Below are 23,489 nucleotides of genomic sequence, written 5' to 3'. Positions count from 1 at the left end.
CCCGTACGCCCCGCACCCCCGCCGAGTACGCCGCCCGGGAGCGCTGGCTGCACCACGCCGCGATGGCCGCGCACTGGCGCGGGGACCTGTCGGCCCGGCAGCTCAGCGACGTGCTCGCCCACCGGGCGGGCTGGGACCCTCGGCGGCACCCGGCCGAGCAGGAGATCGTCCTCGCCCGGGTGGTACGCGACGGTCGCCTGGCCGTCTACCGGGCGGCTGCCGAGCGCGAGCGCGACGCGTGGCGAGCGGCCGAACTGGCCGCCGAGGCGGCCCGTGCCCTCTCCGCCGAGGCGTACGCCGCCGCCGAGCGGCTCCGGCCGAACCGGCTGCCGGCGCCCCGCCGGGCCGGCGTCGGACGCCCGGCCGTGAGCCTGCGCTGGCGGCCGGCGCGGGTGGGCTGATCGGCTGACCCCCGCCTCGGGCGGTCGGTCCGACGTGGGGCGCGGGCCGAGACGCGGGGCCGATGATTCCGTGAGCCCGGTCACGTGCCGTGGAGAAACGGTCACCGGACGCAGTCGGGTCGATCGTTGCCGCAATGTCTGCGGCATTGTCGGTGGGCGGTCCGGTTGTTGCCCCAGGGCGCCTCTTTCACCCGTAATCCCATTGAGAGACGACAGTTGACGAATATCCGAAAATAACCGAGCTTGATCATGTTTAAGCAGCTCAGGAAGGGTTGGCACGGGAATGGTCGGCCAGTAGTGTCGGCCCGTCCGATGCGGTAACCGATCGCAAAAGGCGACGCCGCGTCGACCCGCTCAATCGCGAGTTTCGCGAACCGGGGACCCACTGCACCACTGGGGTGAATCCGCGAGCCTTGGCCCGCGGTAGGGCGATCTTCCCGCCCGAATCCGTCAGCTAACCCGGTCGGCGGTGTCGGAAGGAGTTCCAACCTCGTGCAGCACTCCGCTATCCCCCCGTTGTTCCCCCGCCTCCACGGCACTGCGGTGCCCGCGCTCGCCGGCCCGGTGGCCGCGAGCTGATCCGGCCCACCGCCGCCGCCCGGTGTCCCGGGCGCGTCCCGTTGAACGGCCCATCCGCGTACTCGGGTGGTCATCGGTACCCGTACCGACCTGACCGCCGGAGCCGGTGCGCCGCTCACCCCTGAGCCCCGTGGAGGATTCCGTGAAGCACACCGTCAAGCGTCAGCTCCGCCGGCTGGCCACCGAACGTCCGTACCAGGTCGTCGCCGCGTCGGCGGCTGCGCTCGTCCTCGCGACCGGCGGCGGTGCCCTGCTCGCCAGCGCCGAGGACGGCCCGGCCACCGCGCAAACCACGACCGCCGTCGCCGAGCTGCGAAGCGACACCGCCGTGTCCCGCGGTGACGCCCGGGTCGTGGCAGACCCGTCGACCGCCGCGCCGAGCAGCGCCGCCCCGGCCAGCGAGGCGGCCCCGGCCAGCGTCGCCGCGTCGCCGTCGCCGCAGGCCAGCTCGGCCACGCCGGACCCGGACGTGACCAGCAAGAAGGCGGAGGCGCCGAAGCCGCCGGCGTCGAAGGTCCTCGACTACGACTACCAGGCCCAGACGACCGGCTACTACTGCGGCCCGGCCGCCGTGCGGAACGCGCTCAGCGCCGCCGGCATCGACCGCGACCAGGACACCCTGGCGACCCAGCTCGGCACCACCTACGCCGGCACCAACTCGGCCGAGGACACCACCCGGGTGCTCAACGCCACGGTCAAGGGCAGCCCGTACGAGACCACCATGATCCGCGGCGGCTCGGCCACCCCGACCCAGATGGACCAGCTCCAGGCCGACGTCGTGGCGGCGGTCAGTGACGGACGGGCCGTCGTGGTGAACGTCGCCGGCAGCGCCACCGACACCGACGGCGGCTGGCACTCCTTCCCCGGCGGTCACTACATCGCCGTGGTGGGCTACGACGACGCGGGCCGGCAGGTGAAGATCGCCGACTCGGCCGACCCGTCGTACTACTCCTACTGGATGAGCACCATCGACCTGGCCAACTGGGCCGCCACCCGCGGCTACTCCTCCTGACCAGCAGCTCCTCCTGATCGGTAGCTCCTTTCTGATCGGAACGGCGAGGGCGCCCGGACCGCACGGTCCGGGCGCCCTCGCCGTAGCAATGGGCGGTGGTCGGTCGGAAGACCGGTGTCGTCAGTAGGTGATGAAGCCGTAGAGCGCCATGTGGTTCGACTTGGTGCCACTCACCGTGTAGTCGATGCTCGACGCCTGCACGGTGCCCTGGATGAAGATGTAGTCGATCTTGCTGGAGCCGCTGGTCGCCTTCGATCCGTAGCCGGTCATGCCGAAGCTGCTCAAGGTGCTCGCGGCGAGGCCCGTCCGGTTCGCATCGATGCCGACGATCCGGATCGTGGAGTTGTTCATCAGCCTGGTCGCGTCCGTGCCGATGTGGATGCCGCTGTTGCTGATACCCGTGATGCCGTCCCCGGCACAGGCGTTCTGCCGGTTCTGCTCCGGCAGGTGCATGGTGGCGGCGAACACGCTGGTCCCGGTCGCCTTGATGGTGAACCGTGCGGCGATGGCGCTGGTGCGCTTCCACTTGTGGGCGTTGGTGGTGCCGTCGTCGTTGTTCGGCGGCTTGTAGAGCGTGCAACCGGCGCCGTTGTTGTAGGCCGTGCCCGGCTTCAGCCAGCCCGCGCTCCAGTACTTCGAGATGTCGTCGGAGGCGAGGTTGAGCGTCCGGGAGTTCCAGATGATGGCGTTGGTCTGCTTCTTCTTCAGGTCGCCGAGGGACTGGTCGCTGCACTTGTGGGTGCTGCCCCACGGCTCCGGGTCGGTCCAGGCCACGATCGCCCGGTAGGTGCCGGCCGGGTAGCCGAACTTGGTGCCGAGTTGGTTTGCGTACGCCTCGGCCTGCCCGGTGCCGCGAACCTGCTGCACGATCAGCAGGTCGGGCGCGGCCACTCCGGAGGTTCCCTTCTGCCCGTTGTCGTCCACCAGCATCGAGGTCAACTGGTCCGGCCCGGAAACCCGCGTGCAGGTCCCGTCGGCGTTGTTCACCACGAGGTTCTCGATGTTGTTGTTGTAGACCCGAAGGACCCGATCCGCAGCCGCTGCGGTGTCCGCGTTATCGGCTGTTGTCGACGTGGCGGCAGTGGCCGGCAATGGGAGGGCGAGCAGCGTTACGGCCACGGTGGCAGCCAGCCAGCCGGACCGATTCTTCAGAGGCAAGGCACACTCCTGTCGGGTCGATGGTGCGATGGCGCCTCCGCGCGGGCAGCCGGGGCGTACTCTATATTGATCTTGATCTTCGGGTGGCCCGGCCGGTCAATTAGGACAGTTCGCGCGGGGCGGCCGGGTGGCGTTCTGCGGCGGGCTGGGCAGCGACCATCGCCGGGTGTCGTGTGCCGGTCGCCGGTCTCGCCGCCGTCTCCGGGCACTGGCAGACTGCGCGGATGGCCGACGAATCAGATGACCGGGCCGGTCGGTCTGTCCTGCTGCTTCTGCACGGGATGGGCGCGACCGGCGACGTGTGGCTGCCCTGGGCGCCGTTGTTGGAACAGCGGTGGCCCGGGCGGTGGCTGGCCCCGGATCTGGCGGGCCACGGCGCTTCGCCCCCGCTGCCGGAGTACTCGTTCACCGGTCTCGCCGACCGGGTCGCCGGGAGTCTGGGCGCCGGTGACCGGGTGGTGGTGCTGGGGCACTCGCTCGGCGGGGTGGTCGGCCTGGCGCTGGCCGCCGCGAGCCGGGGTGTGGTGGTCGACGCGGTGGTCGGGCTCGGCATCAAGGCGGTGTGGTCCCCGGAGGAGTTGGCCCGCGCCGCTGACCTCGCGGCCCGCCCGGTCACCTGGTTCGTCACCCGGGACGAGGCGGCCCGACGGTACCTGCGCGTCGCCGGCCTGACCGGGCTCCTCGCCCCGGACCAACCAGCGGTGGACGCCGGGCTGCGGCAGGTCGACGGCCGGTGGCGGCTGGCGATGGATCCGGCCGCGTTCGCCGTCGGCGAGCCCGACCTGACCGCCCTGCTGGCCGCGATCGACGTGCCGGTCGTGCTGGCCCGCGGCGAGCACGACCCGATGGTCTCCGACGCCCAGCTCAAGGAGTACGGCGTACCCGTGGCCACGCTGCCCGGGCTCGGTCACAACGCCCACGTGGAGGATCCGGCGGCCGTGCTGGCCCTGCTCGACCCCTGGCGCTGACCCGCCGGCTCCCGGGGGTTGGTGCTGCTGCGGCGGTGCGCCGGCGTCCGTCAGTCGGCGAAGGTCAACCCTTGCTCGGCCAGCGCGGCGGCCAGGATGTCGACCGCCTTCGGCCCGACCCCGTGCATGGCCAACAGGTCGCGCCGGCGGTGAGTGGCCACCTGGGCCAGCGTCGTGACGCCGGCATCGATCAGGGCGTTGGTGGCCGGTCGCCCGATCGGTGGCAGGTCACTGATCGGCGCCGGTGCGTCGTGGGTGCTCACGCTGTCAGGGTAGCCGGGGCGTCCTGGCGGCGCGCCCGTCCGGGGCCGTCGTTCAGGTTGCGGAGGAGAGCGGCGTACCGGTCGCGACGCGGGGCGGCGGCGGGATCCAGGCCGGGTCCAGCTCACGACGGGCGGCGGCCAGGAATGCCTCGGCGTACGACTCGGCGGGGAAGCCGCCCAGGTAGCGCCGCCGGGTCGCCCAGCGGGCCTCGGCGAGCGGGTCGGTGTCGAGCAACTGGGTCAGCACGTCGTCCACGTCGGCCATGTCGTGGCGCAGCACGTAGCCGGACGCGGCGAGGGGGAACCGTTCGGTGAACCGGTCGCCGTCGGCGCCCATGTCGGTCACCACGTACGGCTTGCCCGAGTACAGCCAGTCGGAGACCACCCCGGAGACGTCGGAGACCAGCGCGTCCGCCCGGTTCACGGATTCGGCCAGGGTCAGCCGGCTCGCTGCGGCGCCGTACAGGTGCGGTCGGCCGGTGCGGGTCCGGTCGGCGGCGAGCAACTCGTGCAGCCGCCCCAGCTGTCGGGCCGAGGCCGGGTTCTGCGAGGTGTAGGGGTGGGCCCGCAGGATCACCGTGGCGCCCCGGTCGAGCAGCCGCCGCAGCAGCGTCTCGGCCACCGGCAGCGAGCAGTAGTCGGTGTCGGCGTGGTGCCCGGTCCAGGTGGGGGTGTAGAGCACCGTCGGGTTCGCCAGCCCGCGCGCCGGCTGGCTGCGTACCTCGATCGCCTCGACCTGCGGGCGGCCGACCACCACGAACTTCTCGGCCGGGATCTCCACCCCGGCCCGGGCGTACCGGTCGATGGCCGCCTCACCGGCGACGAAGATCCGGTCGAAGAGCGCCGAGACCGGGTTGGCGCTGGGGGACTTGTCGCTGTCGCCGTGGTGCAGCTGCACATGGGTGAGCTGGGTGAAGCGGATGCAGTGGCTGTTCTTCGCGCCGTGGTTGACGTAGAACGCCACCCGCAGGCTCGGCACCAGCACCTCGTCCATGTTCCGCAGGGTGGGGCAGTAGACCACGGGGGCGGTGGTGGCCGCCGCGATGGTGGGCAGGGACTCCGGCTCCCGCAACATCACCACGAACGGCCGGCCGATCCGTTCGAGGTACGGCAGCCACATGGTGACCTGGTACTCCGATCCGGGCGGGGCGGAGAAGTGCAGCACGAACTCGGGCTGGTGCCGGCGCAGCGCCCGGGTGACCGCCGACCCGCCGGGGGCCGGCCGGAACCGTCGCCGGGCCAGGTCGAGGGCGACCGCACCGGCGGCGGCACTCACCAGCAGGCTCGCCAGCAGGGCGACGGCGGCGGGCAGGCCCGCCAGGGCGGCCAGGGCCAGCCCGGCGAGCAGCCCCGCCACGGCGTCGGAGAGGCGGGCGGCGACCTGCGGGACCCAGGTGCGTACCGGCAGGTTCGCGGCGCGGATCTCCCGGTTCCCGGCCTCCCGCAGCGGGCCGGTGAGCAGCACCATGCCCAGCAGCACCAGGGCGGTGGCGGCCAGGGCCGGGTCGAAGCCGGCGTCGAGCTGCCGGGCGTAGCCGACCAGGACCCCGGCCGCGATCAGTGTGGTCTCCGCGACGCCGTCGGCGCCCGGGCGTACCCGCCGCTCCCAGACCGTGGCGGCGAGCGCGGCCACCGCCAGGCCGAGCCCCCAGGTGGTCGCGCCGGTGAGCGCGACCACGAGGAACGCCAGGACCGCCCCACCGGTGGCCAGGCCCCGGGCGGCCAATTTCCTGACCAGGTCACCACGCATCTCGGTGTCGCCTTCGCGGTTGACTCGCGGTTGTCGCCGGCCGGTCAGCCGACGGTGGTGGTGGTGGTGCTCGCCGAACGCTCGGTCTGGGTGGGCACCGTGGCGGCCGGCGTCTCGCCGGGGGGCCGGCGTACGTCGATCACCTGGCCGGTGAGATCAGAGATCAGCACATCCAGTGATGCCTGGGCGACGGTCTCGGCGGCGAGCAGGGTGTGCTCGGGCTCCGCGCCGAACGCCTTGGTCCGCATGGGGGTGGCCGTCCGTTCCGGGTTGATGATGTTCACCCGTACGCCGAGCTCGGCCCACTCGTCCGACAACGCCTGAGTGAGGTTGACCAGAGCGGCCTTGGTAGCCGAGTAGAGCGCGTAGTCCGCCCGGCCCCGGGTGTACGAGCTGGAAGTGTAGAGCAGCAACTGCCCCTTGGTGTGCTGGAGGTAGGGCAGCGCCTGCCGGGCGACGGTCACCGGGCCGACGAAGTTGACCTGGAGCACCCGGTCGATGGTCTCCTGGTCCATCTCGGTCAGCGCGCCCTTCTCCAGGATCCCGGCGGTGACCACGACGTGGTCGATCCGGCCGGTGGCGTCGAAGGCGGTCTTCAGCGCGGCCTCGACGTCCTCGGGGCGCTCCACGTGGGTGCCGGTGCTGGAGCGGCTGAACGGGAAGACCTGGGCACCGTATCTGCGGGCCAGCTCCGTCAGGTCGTGGCCGATTCCGTAGCTGCCACCGAAGACGACGATCGTGCGGCCGGTGACCTCCTCGCTGTAGGCGCGGTGGTCGGTGAGCCGCGGCACCTGGGCGGCGGCCAGCTGGAACAGCTTGTCCGCCAGGTGCACGTCGACCGGGTGGGTGACCTTGATGTTCTCGTCCGAGCCGTCGATCACCTTGATCGGGGTGCCGGGCAGGTAGCGCAGCACCACGCCGCAGTCGTCGGTGGCGGCGAAGTTCGGGTCGCCCTCGGCCCGCCGGTACGCCTCGCGGATGGTGCCGGAGCGGAAGGCCTGTGGGGTCTGGCCGCGGCGCAGCGTGGCGCGCACCGGGATGTCGGTGATGCACTCGTTCTCGTCGACCTGGATGATCGTGTCCGCCGAGGCGATGGCCACGTCGACCGCCGAGTACGTCCACAGGGCGTTCACGCACTCCCGGACGATCCGGCCGCTGAGCAGGGGCCGCACCGCGTCGTGGAAGAGGATGTTGCAGTCCTCGTCGCCCACCGCGTCCAGCGCGACGCGGGTGGTGGCGTTGCGGGTGTCACCGCCCTCGATCACCTTGGTGACCTTGCGGAAGCCGGCCTTGCTGACGATCTGCTGCGCCTCGTTGAGGTGACCGGTGGCCATCAGCACGATGATCTCGTCGATCTCCGGCGCACCCTCGAAGACGGCCAGCGTGTGCTCGATGATCGGCTTGCCGGCGATCTTCAGCAGCTGCTTGGGAATGCCGAGGCCCAGCCGGGTGCCGGTGCCGCCGGCCAGCACCACGGCCACCGTCCGCGAGGGCCGCCACGGTGCCGGGTGTTCCGGTGTGGTGCCCGGGTCGGTGGTCTGGTCCTGCGTCATTGCCGGTCCTCGCTCTCGGGGATGCATGCGTCGGAGGTACGTGAACGGAAGGTTCCGCCGACACGGCGGCGGGATGAACCTTAACGCGCGGACCGCGTCACCCCAACGTGGCGACGCGGTCCGCGCGGCGCCGCAGGGCGCCGTACGTTCACCCGAATTCTACTTGGCGTTCGTGAATGCCTCGTAGGCCCGTAGTACCTCCGCGGTCGGCCCATCCATCCGGATAACACCCGATTCCAGCCAGATTGTCCGTTCGCACGTGTCCCGTACCGAGGAGAGTTGGTGGCTCACCAGGAACACCGTGCCGGCGTCCTCCCGCAGCTCCCGCACCCGCTGCTCGCTGCGCTTACGGAACGCCTTGTCGCCGGTGGCGAGGGCTTCGTCGATCAGCAGCACATCGTGCTTCTTCGCCGCCGCGATGGAGAACCGCAGGCGGGCCGACATGCCGGAGGAGTACGTGCGCATCGGCAGCGAGGCGAAGTCACCGCGCTGGTTGATCCCGGAGAATTCGATGATCTCCGGTAGCTGCCGCTGCACCTCGGCCGGGGACATGCCCATGGCCAGGCAGCCGAGCGTGACGTTGCGCTCACCGGGCAGGTCGTTGAGCAGGGCGGCGTTCACCCCGAGCAGCGACGGCTGGCCCTGGGTGTAGACCGCGCCCCGCTCCACCGGCAGCAGCCCGGCGATGGCCCGCAGCAGGGTCGACTTGCCGGAGCCGTTGGTGCCGATCAGCCCGATCGCCTCGCCGCGGTACGCGGTGAAGCTGACGCCGCGGACCGCGTGCACCTCCCGGACGTTCGGCGCGGAGGTGCGGGTCACCATCCGTTTGAGCGCGGCCACCGGGCTGGTGTTGCCGGCGGAACCCTTGTGCACCCGGTAGACGACGTGCGCGTCGTCCACCACCACGGTCGGGATCCGCTCCTGGACCCGGGGCAGGGTCACCGTCACGTCGTTGGACATTGCCAGATGATCAACCACGGCCGTACTCCTGTTCGCCGCGCCAGAAGTAGAGGTAGCCCCCGAGGCCCATCACGATCGCCCAGCCCACCGCGACCAACCAGGTCAGGAACAGGGAGTCGTTGAGCAGCGGCGCGTTCTCGAGCAGGGCGACCCGGGCCAGCTCGATGTAGACCAGCATGGGGTTGAACTGCACCAGGGCGGTGGCCCAGCCGGGCAGATTCTCGGAGAACAGTTTGACGCTGTAGAGCACCCCGGAGCCGTACATCCAGGCCCGCAGGATGAAGGGCATGACCTGCTTCAGGTCGGTGGCCTTGGCGCCCAGCCGGGCCACCGCCATGGTCAGCCCGGCGTTGAAGACCGACTGGAGCAGCACCGCCGGCACCAGCATCAGCCACGCCAGGGTGATCGGTTCCCCGGTGGCCAGCACGATGCCGACCAGCACCGCCAGCGAGCCGAGCAGCTGCTGGAACTGGGTGACGGTGATGGCCAGCGGCAGACAGGCCCGGGGGAAGTGCAGCGCCCGGATCAGCCCGAGGTTGCCGCTGATCGCCTGGGTGCCCTGCTGCACCGTGGTCTGGGTGAAGTTGAAGATGAACAGCCCGGTGGTGAGGTAGGCGATGAAGTTGTCCATCCCCCGGCTCTGCTCCAGCACCAGGCCGAAGATCAGGTAGTAGACCGCCGCGTTGGTCAGCGGGGTGAGCACCTGCCAGAGTTGTCCGAGCCGGGCGTTGCTGAACGAGGCAGTCAGCTTGGCGTTGGCGTACGCGGCGATGAAGTGCCGATACTTCCATAGTTGGCTGCTGTAGCGGCGCAGCGAGGGCCGCTGGCCGGCCACTCGCAGCCCGTGCCGGGCGGCCAGCTGGGCCGGGGGGAGGCCGGCGTCGGGGTCGGCCAGCGCGGTGTTGGCCATGGGGATGGGCGCTCCGATCTGTCGTGCTGGCGGATTGTCTCGCGACGATGGAATCTAGCGTGGCCGTGCGTGGAGCGCCGCCTCGCCGCTGGGTGGACAGTAGTCCGAAACACGTCGGGACGCAACCGTAGCGTCGTTGCGGTACATTGTTCTGCGTGACAGCCGAGAAGAGTCCGAGGTGACGACCGAGAAGAAGCGCGCACCCGCCGGTGCGGCCGTGCTCCGTGGGGAGATCACCACGGCCATCCGCCGCGCCCTCATGCAGGAACTCGCCGCAGTCGGCTACGGCCGGCTCTCCATCGAGGCGGTGGCCCGGCGGGCCGGGGTCAGCAAGACCGCGATCTACCGCAGGTGGAGCTCGAAGCTCGACCTCGTCCTGGAGGTGGTCGCCACCGCCGCCGGGGGCCGCCTGCCCGCGCTGGACACCGGCAGCCTGCGCGGCGACCTCGCGCTGCTGTTCCAGGTGGTCGCGCACGCGCTGCGGCATCCGCTGGCCTCGCAGATCATTCCCGACCTGCTGGCCGAGGCCGCTCGCAACCCGACCATCGCCGAGACGCTGCAACGCGTGCTGCGGGCCCGGCAGCAGGAGGTCGCCGGCCGGCTGATCAGCCGTGCGGTGCAGCGCGGCGAGCTGCCCGCCGCCACCGACCCGGAGGCGGCGGTCGACCTGATCGTCGGGCCGCTGTACTGGCGGCTAGCCATCGCCCGCACCCCGGTCACCGACAGCTACCTGGAGACCCTGGTCGAGTCGGTGGCGCTCGGGCTCGGCATGCAGGACGCGCTGCCCCGGCAGCGCGAGGCGCCCGTCACTGGTTGAGCAGGGCCTGGCCGGGGTACCGCTGGCAGGGCCTGCCCCCTGGCACCGGACCGGCTGCCGTCGTCCCGCGCGTCCGCTCGACTCGGCTCCGGGGACGACTACTACTCTGGGTGTGGTTTGTGCGGCACGGGGGGCCGCCACGGCGCTCGGAACCGCCTGAGCGCGCCGCACTGCCCGTTCGACGACAAGGACGTTCCGTGTCGATGACCGACCAAACCGTCGCCGCCGCGCCCACGCCGGCAGTGGGCGACGGGCCGACCGGTCCCACCCCCAGCAGTTCCGCCCGGGTCCGGGCGGTGCTGGGCCGCATCCGGGCGGGGTTCGCCGCCATACCCGCCGTGCTCACCGACGGCGCCGTACTGGCATTCGCGCTCTGGACGCTGCTGTACCACGCCGCCCTGCCGTTGGGCCTCGCGCCGTCGCTGACGTTCCGGATCTGGCTGGTGTCCGGCGCGGTACTGGCCCTGCTCGCCCTGCTGATCCGGCTCGCCCTGCCGCGGTGGCGCGGTCGCGCGGTCCCGGTGCCGGCCACGGACCCCCCGACCGACGCGGACCCGGAGGCCACCCCGGCGGAGGGCGGGGCGGGCAGCCCGGCGGAGGACGGGGCCGGCAGCCCGGCGACCGACGCCGCCGGTCGGATGCCGGTCGCCCAGCGCTGGTGGACGGTGCTGGTCCTGCTGGTCGGCACCGGCGCGGCGATCACCGCCGGACTGGCCGGCACCCCGGCCGGGGCCGGCATTTCCTGGTGGGTGCCGGCCTCGGCCGGGGCCGTGGCCGCCGTCGGGGCGGTGCTGCTGACCTGGCGGACCTGGCGGGTCACCCCGGCCACCCGGCCGCCGGCGCCGGCACCGACCGCCTGGCAGTCGGCGTACGCGCTGCTGATCGCGGGGGTGGCCGCGGTCGCCTCGCTCTACCTGGCCCGCAGCACCCCCGACGACATCTACTACGTGGGCCGGTCGACGTGGGTGGCGGACCGGGACATCGTTCCGCTCAACGACTTCCTGTTCAGCGAGAACGTCCTCCCGGCGATGGCCTCGCAGCCCCCGATCGCCAGCATCGAGGTCTTCGCCGGTGCGCTCGGCCGTTTCCTCGGCATCTCGGGCGTCGCGGCGACCTGGTACGTGCTGCTGCCGGTGCTGGCAGTGCTGGCCGTGCTGGCGCTCTGGCGGGTGGTGCAGCGCTGGGCGCCGCGACGGCCGGTGCTCGCCTTCACCGTGGCCGCGGCCTTCCTCGCGCTGGTCTGCGGCCCGGACGCCGCCCTGGGCACCTTCCACCTGCCCCGGCTCTACCAGGGCAAGGGCATGTTCGTCTCCGCGGTCGTGCCGTTGATGTGGCTCTACCTGACCCGCTGGTTCGACGACCGGTCCAAGCGCGGCCTGGTGCTGATCGTCGCGCTGTCGATCACCGCGATCGGGCTCACCACCACCGCCGCGATCATCCTGCCGCTGCTGGTCGGCGGGGCGGCCCTGATGATGCTGCTGGTAGGGCGCTGGAAGTCGGCGCTGGCCGCCGGTGTCGCCGCCCTGGCGTACCCGGTCGGGGCGGTGGTCGTCACCCAGCTGGCCCTCGGCACGTCGGCCAACGAGGCCGCGGCGGACGTCAACTTCTACGACGCCGCGCACACCTACCGGCGCACCTTCGAGATCGGCATCGTGGGTGTGATCGGCGGGCTCGCCCTGTGGTGCGGGCCGCTGCTGGCCCGCCGCCGCACCCCGGCGCTGTTCGCGGCCGGCGGCGCGCTCACGCTGAGCGTGCTGCTGGTGCCCGGGGTGCTGGAGTGGATCAGCTCGCTCACCGGTATCTCGGTGGTGCTCTGGCGGGTGCCGTGGCTGCTCGCCCTGCCGGCGCTGATCGGGCTGCTGTGCACCGTCTGGCTGCCCACCCGGCTGCGTACCGTGCGGGCCCTGGTCGGCCTGGTGCTGGCCGGGGCGATGGTGGCCTCGTTCGCCGTCTACGCCACCCCGATGTGGGCCGAGCGCAGCGGGGTGGAGGTGCACGACGAGCCCACCTTCAAGCTCCGGCCGCAGCGGCAGGGCATCGCGGAGTGGATCGACGGCCTCGACCGCCCGGACGGGCTCGTGCTGGCGCCGGCGACCATCATGCGGACCATCCCGATCCTGACCAGCCAGGCGCGGGTGGTGCTGCCACGCGACTTCTTCCTGGTCGAGTACGACCTGAACTCGCAGTTCTCCCAGGATCGGCTGCTGCTGACCCGGTTCGCCGACGGGGGGCCGGCCGAGGGTCGACCGACCCGTGACGAGGTGGCCGGGGCACTGGAGCGGCTGGACGTGGGGACGATCTGTGTCTACAACGGCAACCGCTTCGCCCGCCGGACCGCCGCGCGGCTCGGCTACACCGAGTTCGCCGAGCGCCCGCCACCAGTTCCCGACCAGCCCGGGGCGGTGACCTGCCTGCGCCGCGACTGACCAGGCTGCGGCCGTTTCGGCCCGGTCCGTCGCGTCGGCGGGCATGCTCGAAAGGGGCAGGCCGTCGCACAGGGGGATGGGCATGGAGAGCTACCACGAGGACTGGACCGACAGCCAGCGCGCGCTCTACGACGAGTGCTACCGGGCCGGCGCCGACTGGGCCGACGACCCCGCCACCCCGTCCGAGGACGTGCAGCACGTGATCAATCTCGGTGAGGCCGACGACGACACGCTCGCCGACTCCGAGATCGACTTCCCGCCGCTGGTCGACGCGGTCACCGAGGCCACCGGCGAGGTCGTCACCACCGTGCCGGCCAGCCACGACGATCCCGCCTTCAAAGGATTCGTGGACGGGGTGCGGGACACCACCGCCGACGAGGTCTTCGGGCTCTGAGGCCCGGCCCACCGGCCCCGGGCCTGTCACCCCGGCGGGTTGTCTGCGACCATCTATGGTCAGCGAGCTGACCAAGGTCATTCAAGGTCAGCAACGTTGACAGAAGACCAATTCGAAAGGTTCCGCGGAACCGAAACCAATCGGGGTCAGCAGAGAGCAGACCGAACGGGGAGGCCGGGTGCGCATCCTGCTGGTCGAGGACGACCGTCGGGTGGCCGCCGCGTTGTCGTCCGCGCTGACCCGGCGCGGGTACGAGGTGGAACACGCCGCCACCGTCGCGGCCGCCATCTCCGCGGCCCCGTGCGACCTGGTGCTGCTCGACCTGACCCTGCCCGACGGCGACGGCACCGACCTGTGCCGGGAGTTGCGCCGGCGCAGCAGCCAGCTCGGCATCATCGCGGTGACCGCCCGCGGCGAGGAGCGGGACCGGGTGCTCGGCCTGCGGCTCGGCGCGGACGACTACGTGGTCAAGCCCTTCTCGATGGTCGAGTTGCAGGCCCGCATCGAGGCGGTGCTCCGGCGCGCCTCGCACGCGGCACCCGCGCGTAACCTGCTCGAGGTCGGGCCGGTCCGCATCGACGTGGCCGCCCGCACGGTCACCGTGGCCGACCGGCTGGTCTCGCTGACCCGCAAGGAGTTCGACGTCCTGCTTTCGTTGGCCCGCCAGCCCGGGGTCGCGGTACCTCGCGACCGGATCCTGCTCGACGCCTGGGGGACCACCTTCGCCGACCGGCACACCGTGGAGGTGCACGTCGGCTCGCTGCGCGGCAAGCTCGGCGACCCGCGCCTGGTGGAGACCGTGCGCGGCGTCGGGTACCGGCTGCGGAACGAGTGAGGGGCCTGCGGTGCGACGGCGCCTGGTGATCAGCTACCTGCTGCTGATGGTGCTGGTGCTGGTCGCGTTGGGCACGCCGTTGGCGATGACGTTGACCACCCGGGAGACCGAACGGGTCCGGGCCGACCGGGTCGCCGACGCCACCCGGTTCGCCTCGCTGGCCGGGCCGGCATTGCGTGGTGGCACGCCCGGGCCGCTCGACACCGAGCTGGGCAGCTACGACGAGCTGTACGGGATCGGTGCGGCGGTGCTCGACCGGGACCGCCGGATCGTGGTGGCCTCGGCGAGCTGGCAGGCGGCCCCGGGCACCCGGGCGGCACTGGACGTCGCGTTGTCCGGCCAGCAGACCAGCGGGCCCGACTCGGTGTGGCCCTGGGTGAAGGGGCCGATCGTGGTGGCGGTGCCCATCAACGACGGCGGCGAGGTGCTCGGGGCGGTGGTCACCGCCACCCCGACCGACGGGGTCCGCCGCACCGTCGCCACCTGGTGGCTGCTGCTCACCGTCATCGGTCTGCTGGCCGTGCTGGCCTGCGTGCTCACCGCGTTCGGGTTGGCCGGCTGGGTGCTGCGTCCGGTCACCGAACTGGACGCGGTCACCCACGAGATCGCCGAGGGGGATCGTGGTGCCCGGGTGCAGCACCGGCTAGGCCCGCCGGAGCTGCGCCGCCTGGCGACGAGCTTCAACCACATGGCCGACGTCGTCTCCGACGTGATGGACCGGCAGCGCGCGTTCGTCGCGCACGCCAGCCACCAGTTGCGCAATCCGTTGACCGCGCTGCGGCTGCGGGTGGAGGAGCTGGGGCCGAGCCTGACCGACCCACAGGGCCGCGCCGAGCACCGGCTGGCGTTGGAGGAGACCGACCGGCTGGCCCTGCTGCTCGACGCGCTGCTCACCCTGGCCCGTGCCGAGCGCCGGGAGAACCAGCGGGTCACCGTCGACGCGACGGCGGCGGCCGCGTCGCGGGTGGCGGCCTGGGAGCCGCTGGCCCGGCACCGCTCGATCACCCTGCGCCTGGCCGCGGACCCGACAACGGTGTACGCCCGGACCGTGCCGACCGCCATCGACCAGGCGCTCGACGCACTGATCGACAACGCGGTGAAGTTCAGCGAGGCCGGCGGCGAGGTGACGGTCACCGTCGCGCCCCGTGACGGCGGGACGGCTTTGGAGGTACGCGACACCGGCCCGGGCATGACCAGCAGCCAGCTCGGCCAGGCCACCGAGCGGTTCTGGCGGGCACCGGAGGTGCAGAACGTCGACGGTGCCGGGCTGGGGCTCACCATCGCCGCCGTGCTGGTCGACGCCTCCGACGGTCGGCTCACCATGCACCCGAACCACCCGCGTGGCCTGGTCGCCGCGCTGTGGTTCCCGGCGGCCGAGGTCCCGGCCAGCTCCGCCGAGCCGCCCGCCTCCGCCGAGCCGGCGCCGTCCGCGTCCGTGGTGGCCTGAGGCAAGCCAGGCGAGACCCCGGGACGGTAAAGGACTTGCGGTGGTTTGTAGCATGGATGCTATCTGCTGGCGCAGAACTGATACGGGGAGGAGTGATCCCATGGCTGTCCGCGCCGGGGCGGAAGCCCCGACCGTCACCGGGTCGCCGGCCGACCGGGGCATTGCCCTGGACGTGCACGACCTGCGAATGCGATACGGATCCACCGACGTGCTCACCGGGGTGTCGTTCACCGCGCGGCGCGGCGAGGTGCTGGTGCTGCTCGGCCCGAACGGTGCCGGCAAGACGACCACCATCGAGATCCTCGAGGGCTTCCGGATGCGGTCCGCCGGACGGGTCGAGGTGCTGGGGGTGGACCCCGCGCGTGGCGACGAGCGGTGGCGCGCCCGGCTCGGCGTGGTGCTCCAGTCCTGGCGCGACCACAGCCGGTGGCGGGTGCGGGAGCTCCTGACCCACCTCGGTTCCTTCTACGCGCCCTACTCGGCGGACCAGATCCGTCGACCGTGGGACGTCGAGGAGCTGATCGAGGTGGTCGGGCTGACCGAGCACGTCGACAAGCGGGTCGGGCAGCTCTCCGGCGGTCAACGTCGCCGGGTCGACGTGGCGATCGGCATCGTCGGTCGGCCGGAGGTGCTTTTCCTCGACGAGCCGACCGCGGGCTTCGATCCGGCCGCCCGGCGCGAGTTCCACGACCTGGTGCACCGGCTCACCGACATCGACGACACCACGATCCTGCTCACCACCCACGACCTGGACGAGGCGGAGAAGCTGGCCGACCGGATCCTCATCCTGGCCGGTGGCCGGATCATCGCCAGCGGTTCCGCCGACGAGTTGTCCCGCCGGATCTCCGTCGACGCCGAGGTGCGGTGGAGCCGGGGCGGGGCCCGGTTCGTCCACTCCACCAGCGACGCGACCGCGTTCGTCCGGGAACTGTTGGCGCAGCACGGCGAGGAGATCGCCGACCTTGAGGTGCGTCGGGCCAGCCTGGAGGACACCTACATGGCGCTGGTCCACGAGTACGAGTCCGGGCGCGCCGGCAGCGCCGCCCGCGCGTTCGAGGAGGTGGCCGGATGACCCCGACGGTCAATCCGCTGTTCGTGGCGGCCCGGGCGGGTCTGTCCCGCGGCCGGATCGAGCTCCGGCAGGGTTTCACCAACGCCGAGACCCTGTGGGGCTATTTCTTCCCCTCGGTCATTCTGCTGGTGGTGATGTTCTTCCTCCGGGACTCGCGGGTGCCGGGCACGGACTTCTCGCTGGGCGCGCAGACCCTGCCCAGCACGCTCGGCATGACGGTGGCGTTCGGCGGGCTGGTCAGCATGGCCTCGACCCTCGTCATCGAACGCGAGGACGGCACTCTGCTGCGCGCCAAGGCCACCCCGAACGGGATGCTCGGCTACCTCATCAGCAAGATCACCATGATCTCCGGGATGACGCTGGTCAGCGTCGCCCTGCTCCTCGTCCCGGGTCTCTTCCTCTTCGACGGGCTGACGCTGAGTCCGGGTGCCTGGGTGACCCTGGTCTGGGTACTGCTGATCGGGATGGTGGCGACCATGCCGATCGGGGCGGTCCTGGGATCGCTGCTGTCGAACCCTCGCAACATGGCACTGGTCATGCTGCCGGTCATGGGGCTCATCGCCACCTCCGGCATCTTCTACCCGATCACCGCACTGCCCGGCTGGTTGCAGGGGCTGGCGCAGGTCTTCCCGATCTACTGGCTCGGCCTCGGCATGCGGTCGGCGCTGCTGCCCGGCGCGATGGCCGCCGTCGAGATCGGCGAGTCGTGGCGGCACCTGGAGACGCTGCTGGTGCTTGGCGGGTGGGCGGCCGCCGGGCTGGTCCTGGCGCCGGTGGTGCTGCGTCGGATGGCCCGTCGGGAGTCCGGGTCGAGCGTCGCCGCCCGCCGCGAGAAGGCCCTGCAGCGGGTCACGTGAGGGACGGGACATGAGGGAGCGCGAGTCGTCAGCGGAGTGCCGGCATGAGTGAGGTCGTCTACAACCGCATCGCCATGCTGCGGGCGGAACGGGGCATCTCCCGCCGCCAGTTGGCCGAGGCGCTGGGCGTCCACTATCAGACCATCGGCTACCTCGAACGCGGCGAGTTCAGCGCCAGCCTGCACCTGGCGCTGCGGATCGCCCGGCATTTCGAGGTGCCGGTGGAGGTGGTCTTCTCCAACGAACCGTTCCCCCGACTCGGCGACAGCACCGCCGCGCGGGCCGCCCGGTCCGCCTGACCGGTCCGGCCCGCCTGGCCAGTGCGGTCAGGGTTTGCTGGCGCGGTACCAGGAGGCGGCGCCCGGGTGCAGGGGCAGCGGTGAGGTGGCGATGGCCGCGCGGGGGCTCATCCGCCCCGCCGCCGGGTGCGCGGCCGCCAACTCTGACCGCCGCTCCATCAGCAGCCGGGTCACCTCGCGGACCACCGCCTCGGGCAGGTCGGCCCGGACCACCAGATAGTTGGGGTTGGCGACGGTGGTGACCGGGTCGATGCCGTACACCGAGCGGGGGATGTCCCGGGGCACGTACACCTCCGGGTTGCCCTGGCGCAGCGGGGCGGTCCACTCGCCGAGGTCGACGATGCGGGTGGGGGTGTCCCGGGCGAACTGGGCGACGGCGCGTACCGGGAGCCCGCCGGAGAAGAAGAACGCGTCGATCTGCCCGGCCTGCAACGCGGCCACCGAATCGTCCAGGCCGAGCCGTTCCCGCTGCACCTGCACGCCGTCCAGCCCCGCCACGGTGAGCAGCCGGCGGACCGTGATCTCGGTCCCCGACCCCGGCGCACCGACCGAGACCCGGCGCCCCTGCAGGTCGGTCAACGTGTGCACCGGGCTGTCGGCGGAGGTGACCAGGTGCAGCAGGTCGTCGTAGACCCGGGCGACCGCCACCACCGGCGGGTCCGGGCCCGGATCGGCGGGCAGCACGTCGGCCTGGGTGAAGCCGAGCTCGGCCTCGCCGGCACCGAGCAGCCGTATGTTCTCCGCCGAGGCGGCGGTGACCATCACCTCGGCGTGCACGTTGGGTAGTTCCCGGTTGAGGATGGCGGCCAGTGACTCCCCGAAGGCGTGGTAGACGGCGGTCGGACTGCCGGTGGCGATGCGGATGAGCACCGAATCGCCGGGGGAGTCCCGGCAAGCGCCGAGGCCGGGCAGGGCCAGCAGCACGGCCAGCGCCAGCGTCGCGCGGGCACCGTGCCGGCGGGCTCGGGCGGCATACCGGGTACGGCTCACGGGCAGCACTTTGCGCCGCCGGACCCCTGTGACGCAAGCCCGGGGTGGCGGAGCATACTCCCGGCCGCGGCCCGGCGGGGTCGCCGGAGCTACCCGGGCCGGGTGACGAATCGGGACAGAAGTCCGGGGCGCCGGGTCCCGATCGGCGCCCCGGACGCCCCGGCCGGGACCCGGTCCGGCCGGCTCGTGGCCGGGAGGTCAGGCGACCGGGCGGTGCGCCGCCTCCTCTCCGGCGTGGTGCAGGATCCGGTCCCGGTCCGGGCCGTGGGCGACGCTGACCAGGTAACAGCCGGTGCCGGGGCGCAGCATCGCCGGTACGTCGAGCAGCGCCGCGCCGCGGACCAGCACCGCGGCGAGTTCCCGGTCGGTGATCCGCACCCCGAGGATGTGCCGGCGGACGTGCCGGCCACCCGCGAGCAGCGCGGCCCGCCAGGCGGCGGCGGCCAACCCGGTGCGCCGCAGCCGGCGCGCCGTCGAGGCGCCGGGCACCGGTCCGCCGAGCAGCTCCCGCCGGCCGCGGTGCCAGCCGTTCTCCACCATGGCCACGTACGCCGACCGGTGCTCGCGGGGCACGTCCAGCCGGTGCAGTTCGTAGCGGCGGCGCAGCCCGCCGACGGCCCGCTCGTGCCGGACCGGGATGTCGAGGCGGTCGAGCAGCTGCCGTGTCCGCCGGGCCGCCTCCTCCCGGTTGAACTCGATCGTCGCCGGTTGGACCGGCAGCCGGGCCAGCCGCTGACGGGGCGCCGCCGGGGGCGGCATGCACCGCAGCAGGCAGGCCGTCTCGAACGCGTCGGCCAGGGTCGTCCAGTCCAGTAACGGCAGGGTCGACGGCGGACGGTGCCGGTCGAGCAGGATCGGTTCGGCAACCACCGGAGGGCCTCCTTGTGGCGTCGGGTTCCCTTACGGTGACCCGTGACGCCGGTGGGTGGTACCGATCCGGCCCAGCCTTGAGGAAATCTTGCGCCTGGTTACAGCTCCGAAACCACCAGGTCGACCTGGCGTGCGCGGCCGGGGGGCGTGGGCTGCTCGCACACCGTGTACTTCAGGTCCCGCAGGGCGGTCACCAGGGCGTCCGCGGTGCGCGGCCGGGCTCCGGCGAGCAGCAGGTCACGGACCAGCCGGCCCTTGGTGGCCTTGTTGAAGTGGCTGACCACCGTACGCACCGGCACACCGTCGACCTCCCGCTCGTGCAGCACCCGTACGGTCACGGTGCGGACGGCCAGCTCACCACGCGGTGACCAGGCGGCGGCGTACGCGCCGGAACGCAGGTCCAGCACCGGGCCGGCACCGGCCGCCGCGGTCAGCGCCGGCCCCAGCACCCGTCGCCACACGGCCGGCAGCGCACCGGTGCCGGGCAGTCGGGCCCCGATCGGGCAGCGGTACGGCGGGATCCGGTCGGTCAGCCGTACCGCCCCCCACAGGCCCGAGCTGACCAGCACCTGTCGCCCGGCCGCCCGCTGCGCCGCCGGCGGGAGCGTGGCCAGGTCGAGAGCCTCGTAGAGCACCCCGGTGTAGATCCGGCCGGCCGGTGCGGTGGCGGCCCGCTCCAGCCGCGCGTTGCGCCGCAGCTCGCCGTGCTGACCCGGGCCCAGCCCGAGCGCGGCCAGCGCCGCCTCCGGCGGCCCGGCACCGAGCGCCACCAGCGCGGCCAGCACCTCCTGCCGGACGGGGTTGAGTTCCGGCAGCGACAGCCGGGCCAGGTCCAGCCGGCGGCCCGCCCCGGCGTCGGCCTTGCCCTCCGAGGGCGGCAGCAGGATGAGCATGTGACTCCTCGACGACCCCGGTACGCACCACGCGCCGGGTCCGGTCAGCGTACGGCCCCGCCTACCGCCACGGCCGCAGCGGCGTCTGCGGGTGGTACACGCGATACGCGCCGACCTCGGCGAGCAGCGCCGCGTCGGCCTGGTCGCCGAGCAGCTCCCGCAGCCGTCGCTCGGCCGGCGTGCCGGTGGCCAGCACGTACCCGGGCCGCTCGGCGCGGGCCAGCCGCCACCAGTACGCCGGGTAGCGGTTCTGCCCGCGGTGCAGGTCGCCGTCGAGCACCGCGCAGACCACCTCCTCGGCGGTGTTGAAGATCAGCCGGTTGCACGTCCAGTAGTCGCCGTACACCTCGCGCAGCCCGGCGGCGCGGACCGTGGCGGCCAGGTCCCGGGCGTTCCGTTCCTCGGTACGGCCCGGCGCCAGGCCGACGGTGGCGAACAGCACGGTGACCACCAGCGAGGTCGCCGCCAGGGCGGCCAGCACGGCGGTGGCCAACGCGCCCACCAGCCGGCCCGCCACGCCGACCGTCCCGCGCCAGCCGGCCACCGTCGCCACCCACAGCGGCCAGAGCACCGCCGGCAGCGACAGTTGCAGCACCGACAGGTAGCGGGCGTTGCTCAGCGGTTCCGTCGCGGCGAGCGGGCTGCGCACGTACGCCAGCAGGGTCAGCGCCGCACCGGCGAGCAGCGCGAGATGCACCACCGGCCCGACCCGGTCGGGCCGCCCGGTGCCCCGGCGGTACGCGACCACGGCGAGCGCCGCCGCGACGGCCAGCAGCACCGGGTAGAGCAGACCGAACCACTGCTGCCAGCGGGCGCAGCCGTCGACCGGGCAGAGCCCGGCGGCCAGCGGCACCCCCTCCAGCAGACCGCCGCCCAGCCGCTGGGACCACGACGGTGCCGACCCGGTCCCGTTGCTGATCTTGCCCAGCACCGACAGGGAGTCCTGGCCGGGCGGGGCCACCAGGTTGTCGCGGATCATCGGGGCGACCCCGACCACGAACCCGGCGACCAGCAGCAGCCCGGCCCAGCCGAGCAGTTCCCGGCGGGCCGCCCAGAGCAGGGCCAGCCCGGCCACCGCCAGGTACGGCACGATCAGCCAGTCCGACCAGAGGGCCAGCCCGGCGAGCAGCCCGAAGCCGCCGACGGCCAGCCAGCGGCGTCGTACCGTCCGCCGGGCCAGCCCCACCACGATCAGGAGCATCGCCAGCACCGCGACCTTGACCTCCGGACGGCCGCCGACCGCTGTCACCTGGTCCCGGATCACCCTTTCGGCGCCCAGCGCCAGCAGCCCGACGATCGCGGTGGCGAACCACGGCGAGCCGATTCGCCGGGTCAGCCGGTGGATCAGCCAGAGGAACAGCGCGTAGAGCGCGAGCACTGGCAACCGCAGCACCGGCCAGCTCGGCCCGGCCACCGCGATCAGGGGCGCGGCCAGGTAGGACTCCAGCATGCCCATGTAGCGCTGGCCGTAGAGGAACACCGGATGTTCCCGGCCCTGCGCGATGTGCAGCGCGGCCAGCCCGAAGGTCGCCTCGTCGCTGTTGGACACCGGCACGGTCTGCAACGTGAGGACCAGCCGGTAACCGACCGCGGCCGCACCGAGGACCAGCGCGACGAGCGCCGGCCGGTCGAGCCGTGGCTGCCACCGTCCGCGCCGCTGCCCTGGTTGTGGCACGACCCATCGCCCCCGTCGTCGTCCGACCGGAGTGTTTCACGGCTCGGCGCCCGCCCGGGGGCCGTTGCCCTTGATCGTCCGCATTCCGGTGACCCGAACCGCCGAGGCGGGAGTCACCGGGACGCAGACGATCAAGGTGTCATGGGTCGGGGGTGCGGGCCTGGCTCCGCGTGGCCGAGGTCGTCGGCGTGTGGCAGGGTTGCAGCGTGCCACCCACTCCCGCAGGCCAGCTGGCCGTACCAAATCTGCACCGGGCCGCGCGGATCGAGGACGCCGTGCACGCCCTGGTCGAGCGTCGGCTGCGGCGGACGGGCTGGCGGATCAACATCATCGCCTACACCGGCTACGGCGCGCCCGGTTGGGTACGGGTGATGTGCCGGGTACTGCTGGGGCGGCCCGACAAGCGGCAGCGCGGCCGGCTGGAGAAGGTCCGGGGCTGGCGCAGCTTCACCACCCTGCCGGCCAAGCACGTCACGGTGACCATCGAGACCGGCGGGGTGAGCCACGAGGCGCGGGCGGACCGCAGTGGTTTCGTCGACACCGTGGTCGAGGCGGAGCTGTCGCCCGGTTGGGGCTCGGTCCGGCTCAGCACGCCCGACGCCGAGCCGGTAGAGGCGCCGGTGCGCATCCTGGACCCGGAGGTCCGCTTCGGCATCCTCTCCGACATCGACGACACGGTCATGGTGACCGCGCTGCCCCGCCCACTGCTCGCCGCCTGGAACACCTTCGTCCTGGACGAGCACGCCCGAATGGCCGTGCCCGGCATGGCGGTGCTCTACGAGCGGCTGGTCACCGCCCACCCCGGTGCCCCGGTGTTCTACCTGTCCACCGGCGCGTGGAACGTCGCACCGACACTGACCCGGTTCCTGTCCCGGCATCTCTACCCGGCCGGGCCGCTGCTGCTGACCGACTGGGGGCCCACCCACGACCGCTGGTTTCGCAGCGGCCGGGAGCACAAGCGGGCCACCCTGGCCCGGCTGGCTCGGGAGTTCCCCGACGTACGCTGGCTGCTCGTCGGCGACGACGGCCAGCACGACCAGGAGATCTACCGGGAGTTCGCCGCTGCCCACCCGGACAACGTGGCCGGCGTGGCCATCCGCCGCCTCTCGCCCACCCAGGCCGTGCTCGCCGGTAGCCTGCCCGTCCCGCACGGCCGCCCGACGGAGGGGCCGGTGGGGCAGAAGTGGCTCTCCGCGCCCGACGGTGCCGGCCTCTGGACCCTGCTGCGCGGCGCCGGCCTGGGCTACCGCGAGCTGGCCGAGCAGCTGGTCGCGTACGTGGTGGAGCTGGGCTTCACCCACGTGGAGTTCCTGCCGGTGATGGAGCACCCGTTCGGCGGCTCCTGGGGCTACCAGGTGAC

General features: G+C 72.6%; 20 protein-coding genes, 2 pseudogenes and 1 riboswitch. Of the genes and pseudogenes, 12 read left to right on the top strand and 10 right to left on the bottom strand.

Annotated elements, in window-relative coordinates:
- Both C1I95_RS16815 and C1I95_RS16810 read left to right on the top strand, forming a co-directional pair.
- A pseudogene (locus C1I95_RS16815) lies at window positions 1-401 on the top strand (hypothetical protein); the annotation flags it as partial.
- Window positions 402-742: 341 nt separating this feature from the next.
- Window positions 743-885, top strand: a riboswitch (cyclic di-AMP (ydaO/yuaA leader).
- A gap of 225 nt (window positions 886-1,110) precedes the next feature.
- Window positions 1,111-1,992 (top strand): C39 family peptidase, encoded by an 882-nt coding sequence (locus C1I95_RS16810; protein WP_111214784.1) that lies wholly within the window; start codon window positions 1,111-1,113, stop codon window positions 1,990-1,992.
- A 120-nt stretch (window positions 1,993-2,112) separates the two neighbouring features.
- Here C1I95_RS16810 and C1I95_RS16805 read toward each other — a convergent pair whose 3' ends face one another.
- Complete coding sequence (locus C1I95_RS16805) at window positions 2,113-3,150, bottom strand: hypothetical protein (RefSeq protein ID WP_199523783.1); 1,038 nt, start codon at window positions 3,148-3,150, stop codon at window positions 2,113-2,115.
- A gap of 224 nt (window positions 3,151-3,374) precedes the next feature.
- Between C1I95_RS16805 and C1I95_RS16800 the strand changes: the two genes are divergently transcribed.
- Window positions 3,375-4,118 carry an alpha/beta fold hydrolase gene (locus tag C1I95_RS16800; RefSeq protein WP_111214788.1) on the top strand — a complete coding sequence of 248 codons (744 nt, stop codon included), beginning with the start codon at window positions 3,375-3,377 and terminating at the stop codon, window positions 4,116-4,118.
- A gap of 50 nt (window positions 4,119-4,168) precedes the next feature.
- Here the strand turns inward: C1I95_RS16800 and C1I95_RS16795 are convergent, their stop codons facing one another.
- The 5 genes from C1I95_RS16795 to C1I95_RS16775 all read right to left on the bottom strand — a co-directional run bounded on the left by C1I95_RS16795 (window position 4,169) and on the right by C1I95_RS16775 (window position 9,554).
- Window positions 4,169-4,381, bottom strand: a complete 213-nt coding sequence (locus C1I95_RS16795) for a helix-hairpin-helix domain-containing protein (protein WP_111214782.1) — start codon at window positions 4,379-4,381, stop codon at window positions 4,169-4,171.
- A 52-nt stretch (window positions 4,382-4,433) separates the two neighbouring features.
- The gene (locus C1I95_RS16790) at window positions 4,434-6,131 is read right to left on the bottom strand and encodes a CDP-glycerol glycerophosphotransferase family protein (RefSeq protein WP_111214781.1); all 1,698 of its coding nucleotides are present in this window, start codon (window positions 6,129-6,131) and stop codon (window positions 4,434-4,436) included.
- 44 nt (window positions 6,132-6,175) lie between these two features.
- Complete coding sequence (locus C1I95_RS16785; RefSeq protein WP_111214780.1) at window positions 6,176-7,684, bottom strand: bifunctional cytidylyltransferase/SDR family oxidoreductase; 1,509 nt, start codon at window positions 7,682-7,684, stop codon at window positions 6,176-6,178.
- A gap of 159 nt (window positions 7,685-7,843) precedes the next feature.
- Window positions 7,844-8,644 (bottom strand): ABC transporter ATP-binding protein, encoded by an 801-nt coding sequence (locus tag C1I95_RS16780; protein WP_111214779.1) that lies wholly within the window; start codon window positions 8,642-8,644, stop codon window positions 7,844-7,846.
- A gap of 10 nt (window positions 8,645-8,654) precedes the next feature.
- On the bottom strand, window positions 8,655-9,554 hold the full coding sequence (locus tag C1I95_RS16775) for an ABC transporter permease (RefSeq protein WP_111214778.1): 900 nt from the start codon (window positions 9,552-9,554) through the stop codon (window positions 8,655-8,657).
- Between the two features lie 217 nt (window positions 9,555-9,771).
- On the opposite strand from C1I95_RS16775, the gene C1I95_RS16770 reads away from it, so the two are divergent.
- The 8 genes from C1I95_RS16770 to C1I95_RS16735 all read left to right on the top strand — a co-directional run bounded on the left by C1I95_RS16770 (window position 9,772) and on the right by C1I95_RS16735 (window position 17,701).
- On the top strand, window positions 9,772-10,371 hold the full coding sequence (locus C1I95_RS16770; protein WP_111214787.1) for a TetR/AcrR family transcriptional regulator: 600 nt from the start codon (window positions 9,772-9,774) through the stop codon (window positions 10,369-10,371).
- Window positions 10,372-10,574: 203 nt separating this feature from the next.
- Window positions 10,575-12,797, top strand: a complete 2,223-nt coding sequence (locus tag C1I95_RS16765) for a DUF6077 domain-containing protein (RefSeq protein WP_111214777.1) — start codon at window positions 10,575-10,577, stop codon at window positions 12,795-12,797.
- 82 nt (window positions 12,798-12,879) lie between these two features.
- The gene (locus C1I95_RS16760; protein WP_111214786.1) at window positions 12,880-13,191 is read left to right on the top strand and encodes a hypothetical protein; all 312 of its coding nucleotides are present in this window, start codon (window positions 12,880-12,882) and stop codon (window positions 13,189-13,191) included.
- A gap of 178 nt (window positions 13,192-13,369) precedes the next feature.
- A complete protein-coding gene (locus C1I95_RS16755) occupies window positions 13,370-14,026 on the top strand; it encodes a response regulator transcription factor (protein ID WP_111214776.1) in 657 nt (218 codons plus the stop codon).
- A 10-nt stretch (window positions 14,027-14,036) separates the two neighbouring features.
- Window positions 14,037-15,473: a sensor histidine kinase gene (locus tag C1I95_RS16750; RefSeq protein WP_111214775.1), complete on the top strand. Its 1,437-nt coding sequence runs from the start codon at window positions 14,037-14,039 to the stop codon at window positions 15,471-15,473.
- 100 nt (window positions 15,474-15,573) lie between these two features.
- On the top strand, window positions 15,574-16,545 hold the full coding sequence (locus C1I95_RS16745; protein ID WP_233513710.1) for an ABC transporter ATP-binding protein: 972 nt from the start codon (window positions 15,574-15,576) through the stop codon (window positions 16,543-16,545).
- The gene (locus tag C1I95_RS16740; RefSeq protein ID WP_111214774.1) at window positions 16,542-17,402 is read left to right on the top strand and encodes an ABC transporter permease; all 861 of its coding nucleotides are present in this window, start codon (window positions 16,542-16,544) and stop codon (window positions 17,400-17,402) included. Before C1I95_RS16745 ends, C1I95_RS16740 begins: the two co-directional genes overlap by 4 nt.
- A 44-nt stretch (window positions 17,403-17,446) precedes the next feature.
- Window positions 17,447-17,701 (top strand): helix-turn-helix transcriptional regulator, encoded by a 255-nt coding sequence (locus C1I95_RS16735; protein ID WP_111214773.1) that lies wholly within the window; start codon window positions 17,447-17,449, stop codon window positions 17,699-17,701.
- 27 nt (window positions 17,702-17,728) lie between these two features.
- On the opposite strand, the gene C1I95_RS16730 is transcribed toward C1I95_RS16735, so the two are convergent.
- The 4 genes from C1I95_RS16730 to C1I95_RS16715 form a co-directional block, all read right to left on the bottom strand.
- Complete coding sequence (locus tag C1I95_RS16730) at window positions 17,729-18,691, bottom strand: TAXI family TRAP transporter solute-binding subunit (RefSeq protein ID WP_233513709.1); 963 nt, start codon at window positions 18,689-18,691, stop codon at window positions 17,729-17,731.
- Window positions 18,692-18,889: 198 nt separating this feature from the next.
- A complete protein-coding gene (locus tag C1I95_RS16725; protein WP_111214771.1) occupies window positions 18,890-19,561 on the bottom strand; it encodes a hypothetical protein in 672 nt (223 codons plus the stop codon).
- 98 nt (window positions 19,562-19,659) lie between these two features.
- On the bottom strand, window positions 19,660-20,454 hold the full coding sequence (yaaA, locus tag C1I95_RS16720; protein ID WP_111214770.1) for a peroxide stress protein YaaA: 795 nt from the start codon (window positions 20,452-20,454) through the stop codon (window positions 19,660-19,662).
- 61 nt (window positions 20,455-20,515) lie between these two features.
- Window positions 20,516-22,129: an ArnT family glycosyltransferase gene (locus C1I95_RS16715; protein WP_111214769.1), complete on the bottom strand. Its 1,614-nt coding sequence runs from the start codon at window positions 22,127-22,129 to the stop codon at window positions 20,516-20,518.
- 206 nt (window positions 22,130-22,335) lie between these two features.
- On the opposite strand from C1I95_RS16715, the pseudogene C1I95_RS16710 reads away from it, so the two are divergent.
- Window positions 22,336-23,370 (top strand): annotated as a pseudogene (locus tag C1I95_RS16710) (App1 family protein phosphatidate phosphatase); the annotation flags it as partial.
- Window positions 23,371-23,489 lie beyond the last annotated feature (119 nt).

Source organism: Micromonospora craterilacus (genome assembly GCF_003236315.1).
Taxonomy (GTDB): Bacteria; Actinomycetota; Actinomycetes; order Mycobacteriales; family Micromonosporaceae; genus Micromonospora; species Micromonospora craterilacus.
The sequence above is the reverse complement of the archived record's forward strand: the minus strand, read 5'-3'. Positions and strand labels throughout refer to the sequence as shown.

Excerpts from the sequence above, each read along its gene's own strand:
- C1I95_RS16800 (WP_111214788.1), top strand. The coding sequence starts at position 3,375 with ATGGCCGACGAATCAGATGACCGGGCCGGTCGGTCTGTCCTGCTGCTT.
- C1I95_RS16790 (WP_111214781.1), bottom strand. The coding sequence starts at position 6,131 with ATGCGTGGTGACCTGGTCAGGAAATTGGCCGCCCGGGGCCTGGCCACC.
- C1I95_RS16785 (WP_111214780.1), bottom strand. The coding sequence starts at position 7,684 with ATGACGCAGGACCAGACCACCGACCCGGGCACCACACCGGAACACCCG.
- C1I95_RS16780 (WP_111214779.1), bottom strand. The coding sequence starts at position 8,644 with ATGTCCAACGACGTGACGGTGACCCTGCCCCGGGTCCAGGAGCGGATC.
- C1I95_RS16775 (WP_111214778.1), bottom strand. The coding sequence starts at position 9,554 with ATGGCCAACACCGCGCTGGCCGACCCCGACGCCGGCCTCCCCCCGGCC.
- C1I95_RS16765 (WP_111214777.1), top strand. The coding sequence starts at position 10,575 with ATGACCGACCAAACCGTCGCCGCCGCGCCCACGCCGGCAGTGGGCGAC.
- C1I95_RS16760 (WP_111214786.1), top strand. The coding sequence starts at position 12,880 with ATGGAGAGCTACCACGAGGACTGGACCGACAGCCAGCGCGCGCTCTAC.
- C1I95_RS16745 (WP_233513710.1), top strand. The coding sequence starts at position 15,574 with ATGGCTGTCCGCGCCGGGGCGGAAGCCCCGACCGTCACCGGGTCGCCG.
- C1I95_RS16740 (WP_111214774.1), top strand. The coding sequence starts at position 16,542 with ATGACCCCGACGGTCAATCCGCTGTTCGTGGCGGCCCGGGCGGGTCTG.
- C1I95_RS16735 (WP_111214773.1), top strand. The coding sequence starts at position 17,447 with ATGAGTGAGGTCGTCTACAACCGCATCGCCATGCTGCGGGCGGAACGG.
- yaaA (WP_111214770.1), bottom strand. The coding sequence starts at position 20,454 with ATGCTCATCCTGCTGCCGCCCTCGGAGGGCAAGGCCGACGCCGGGGCG.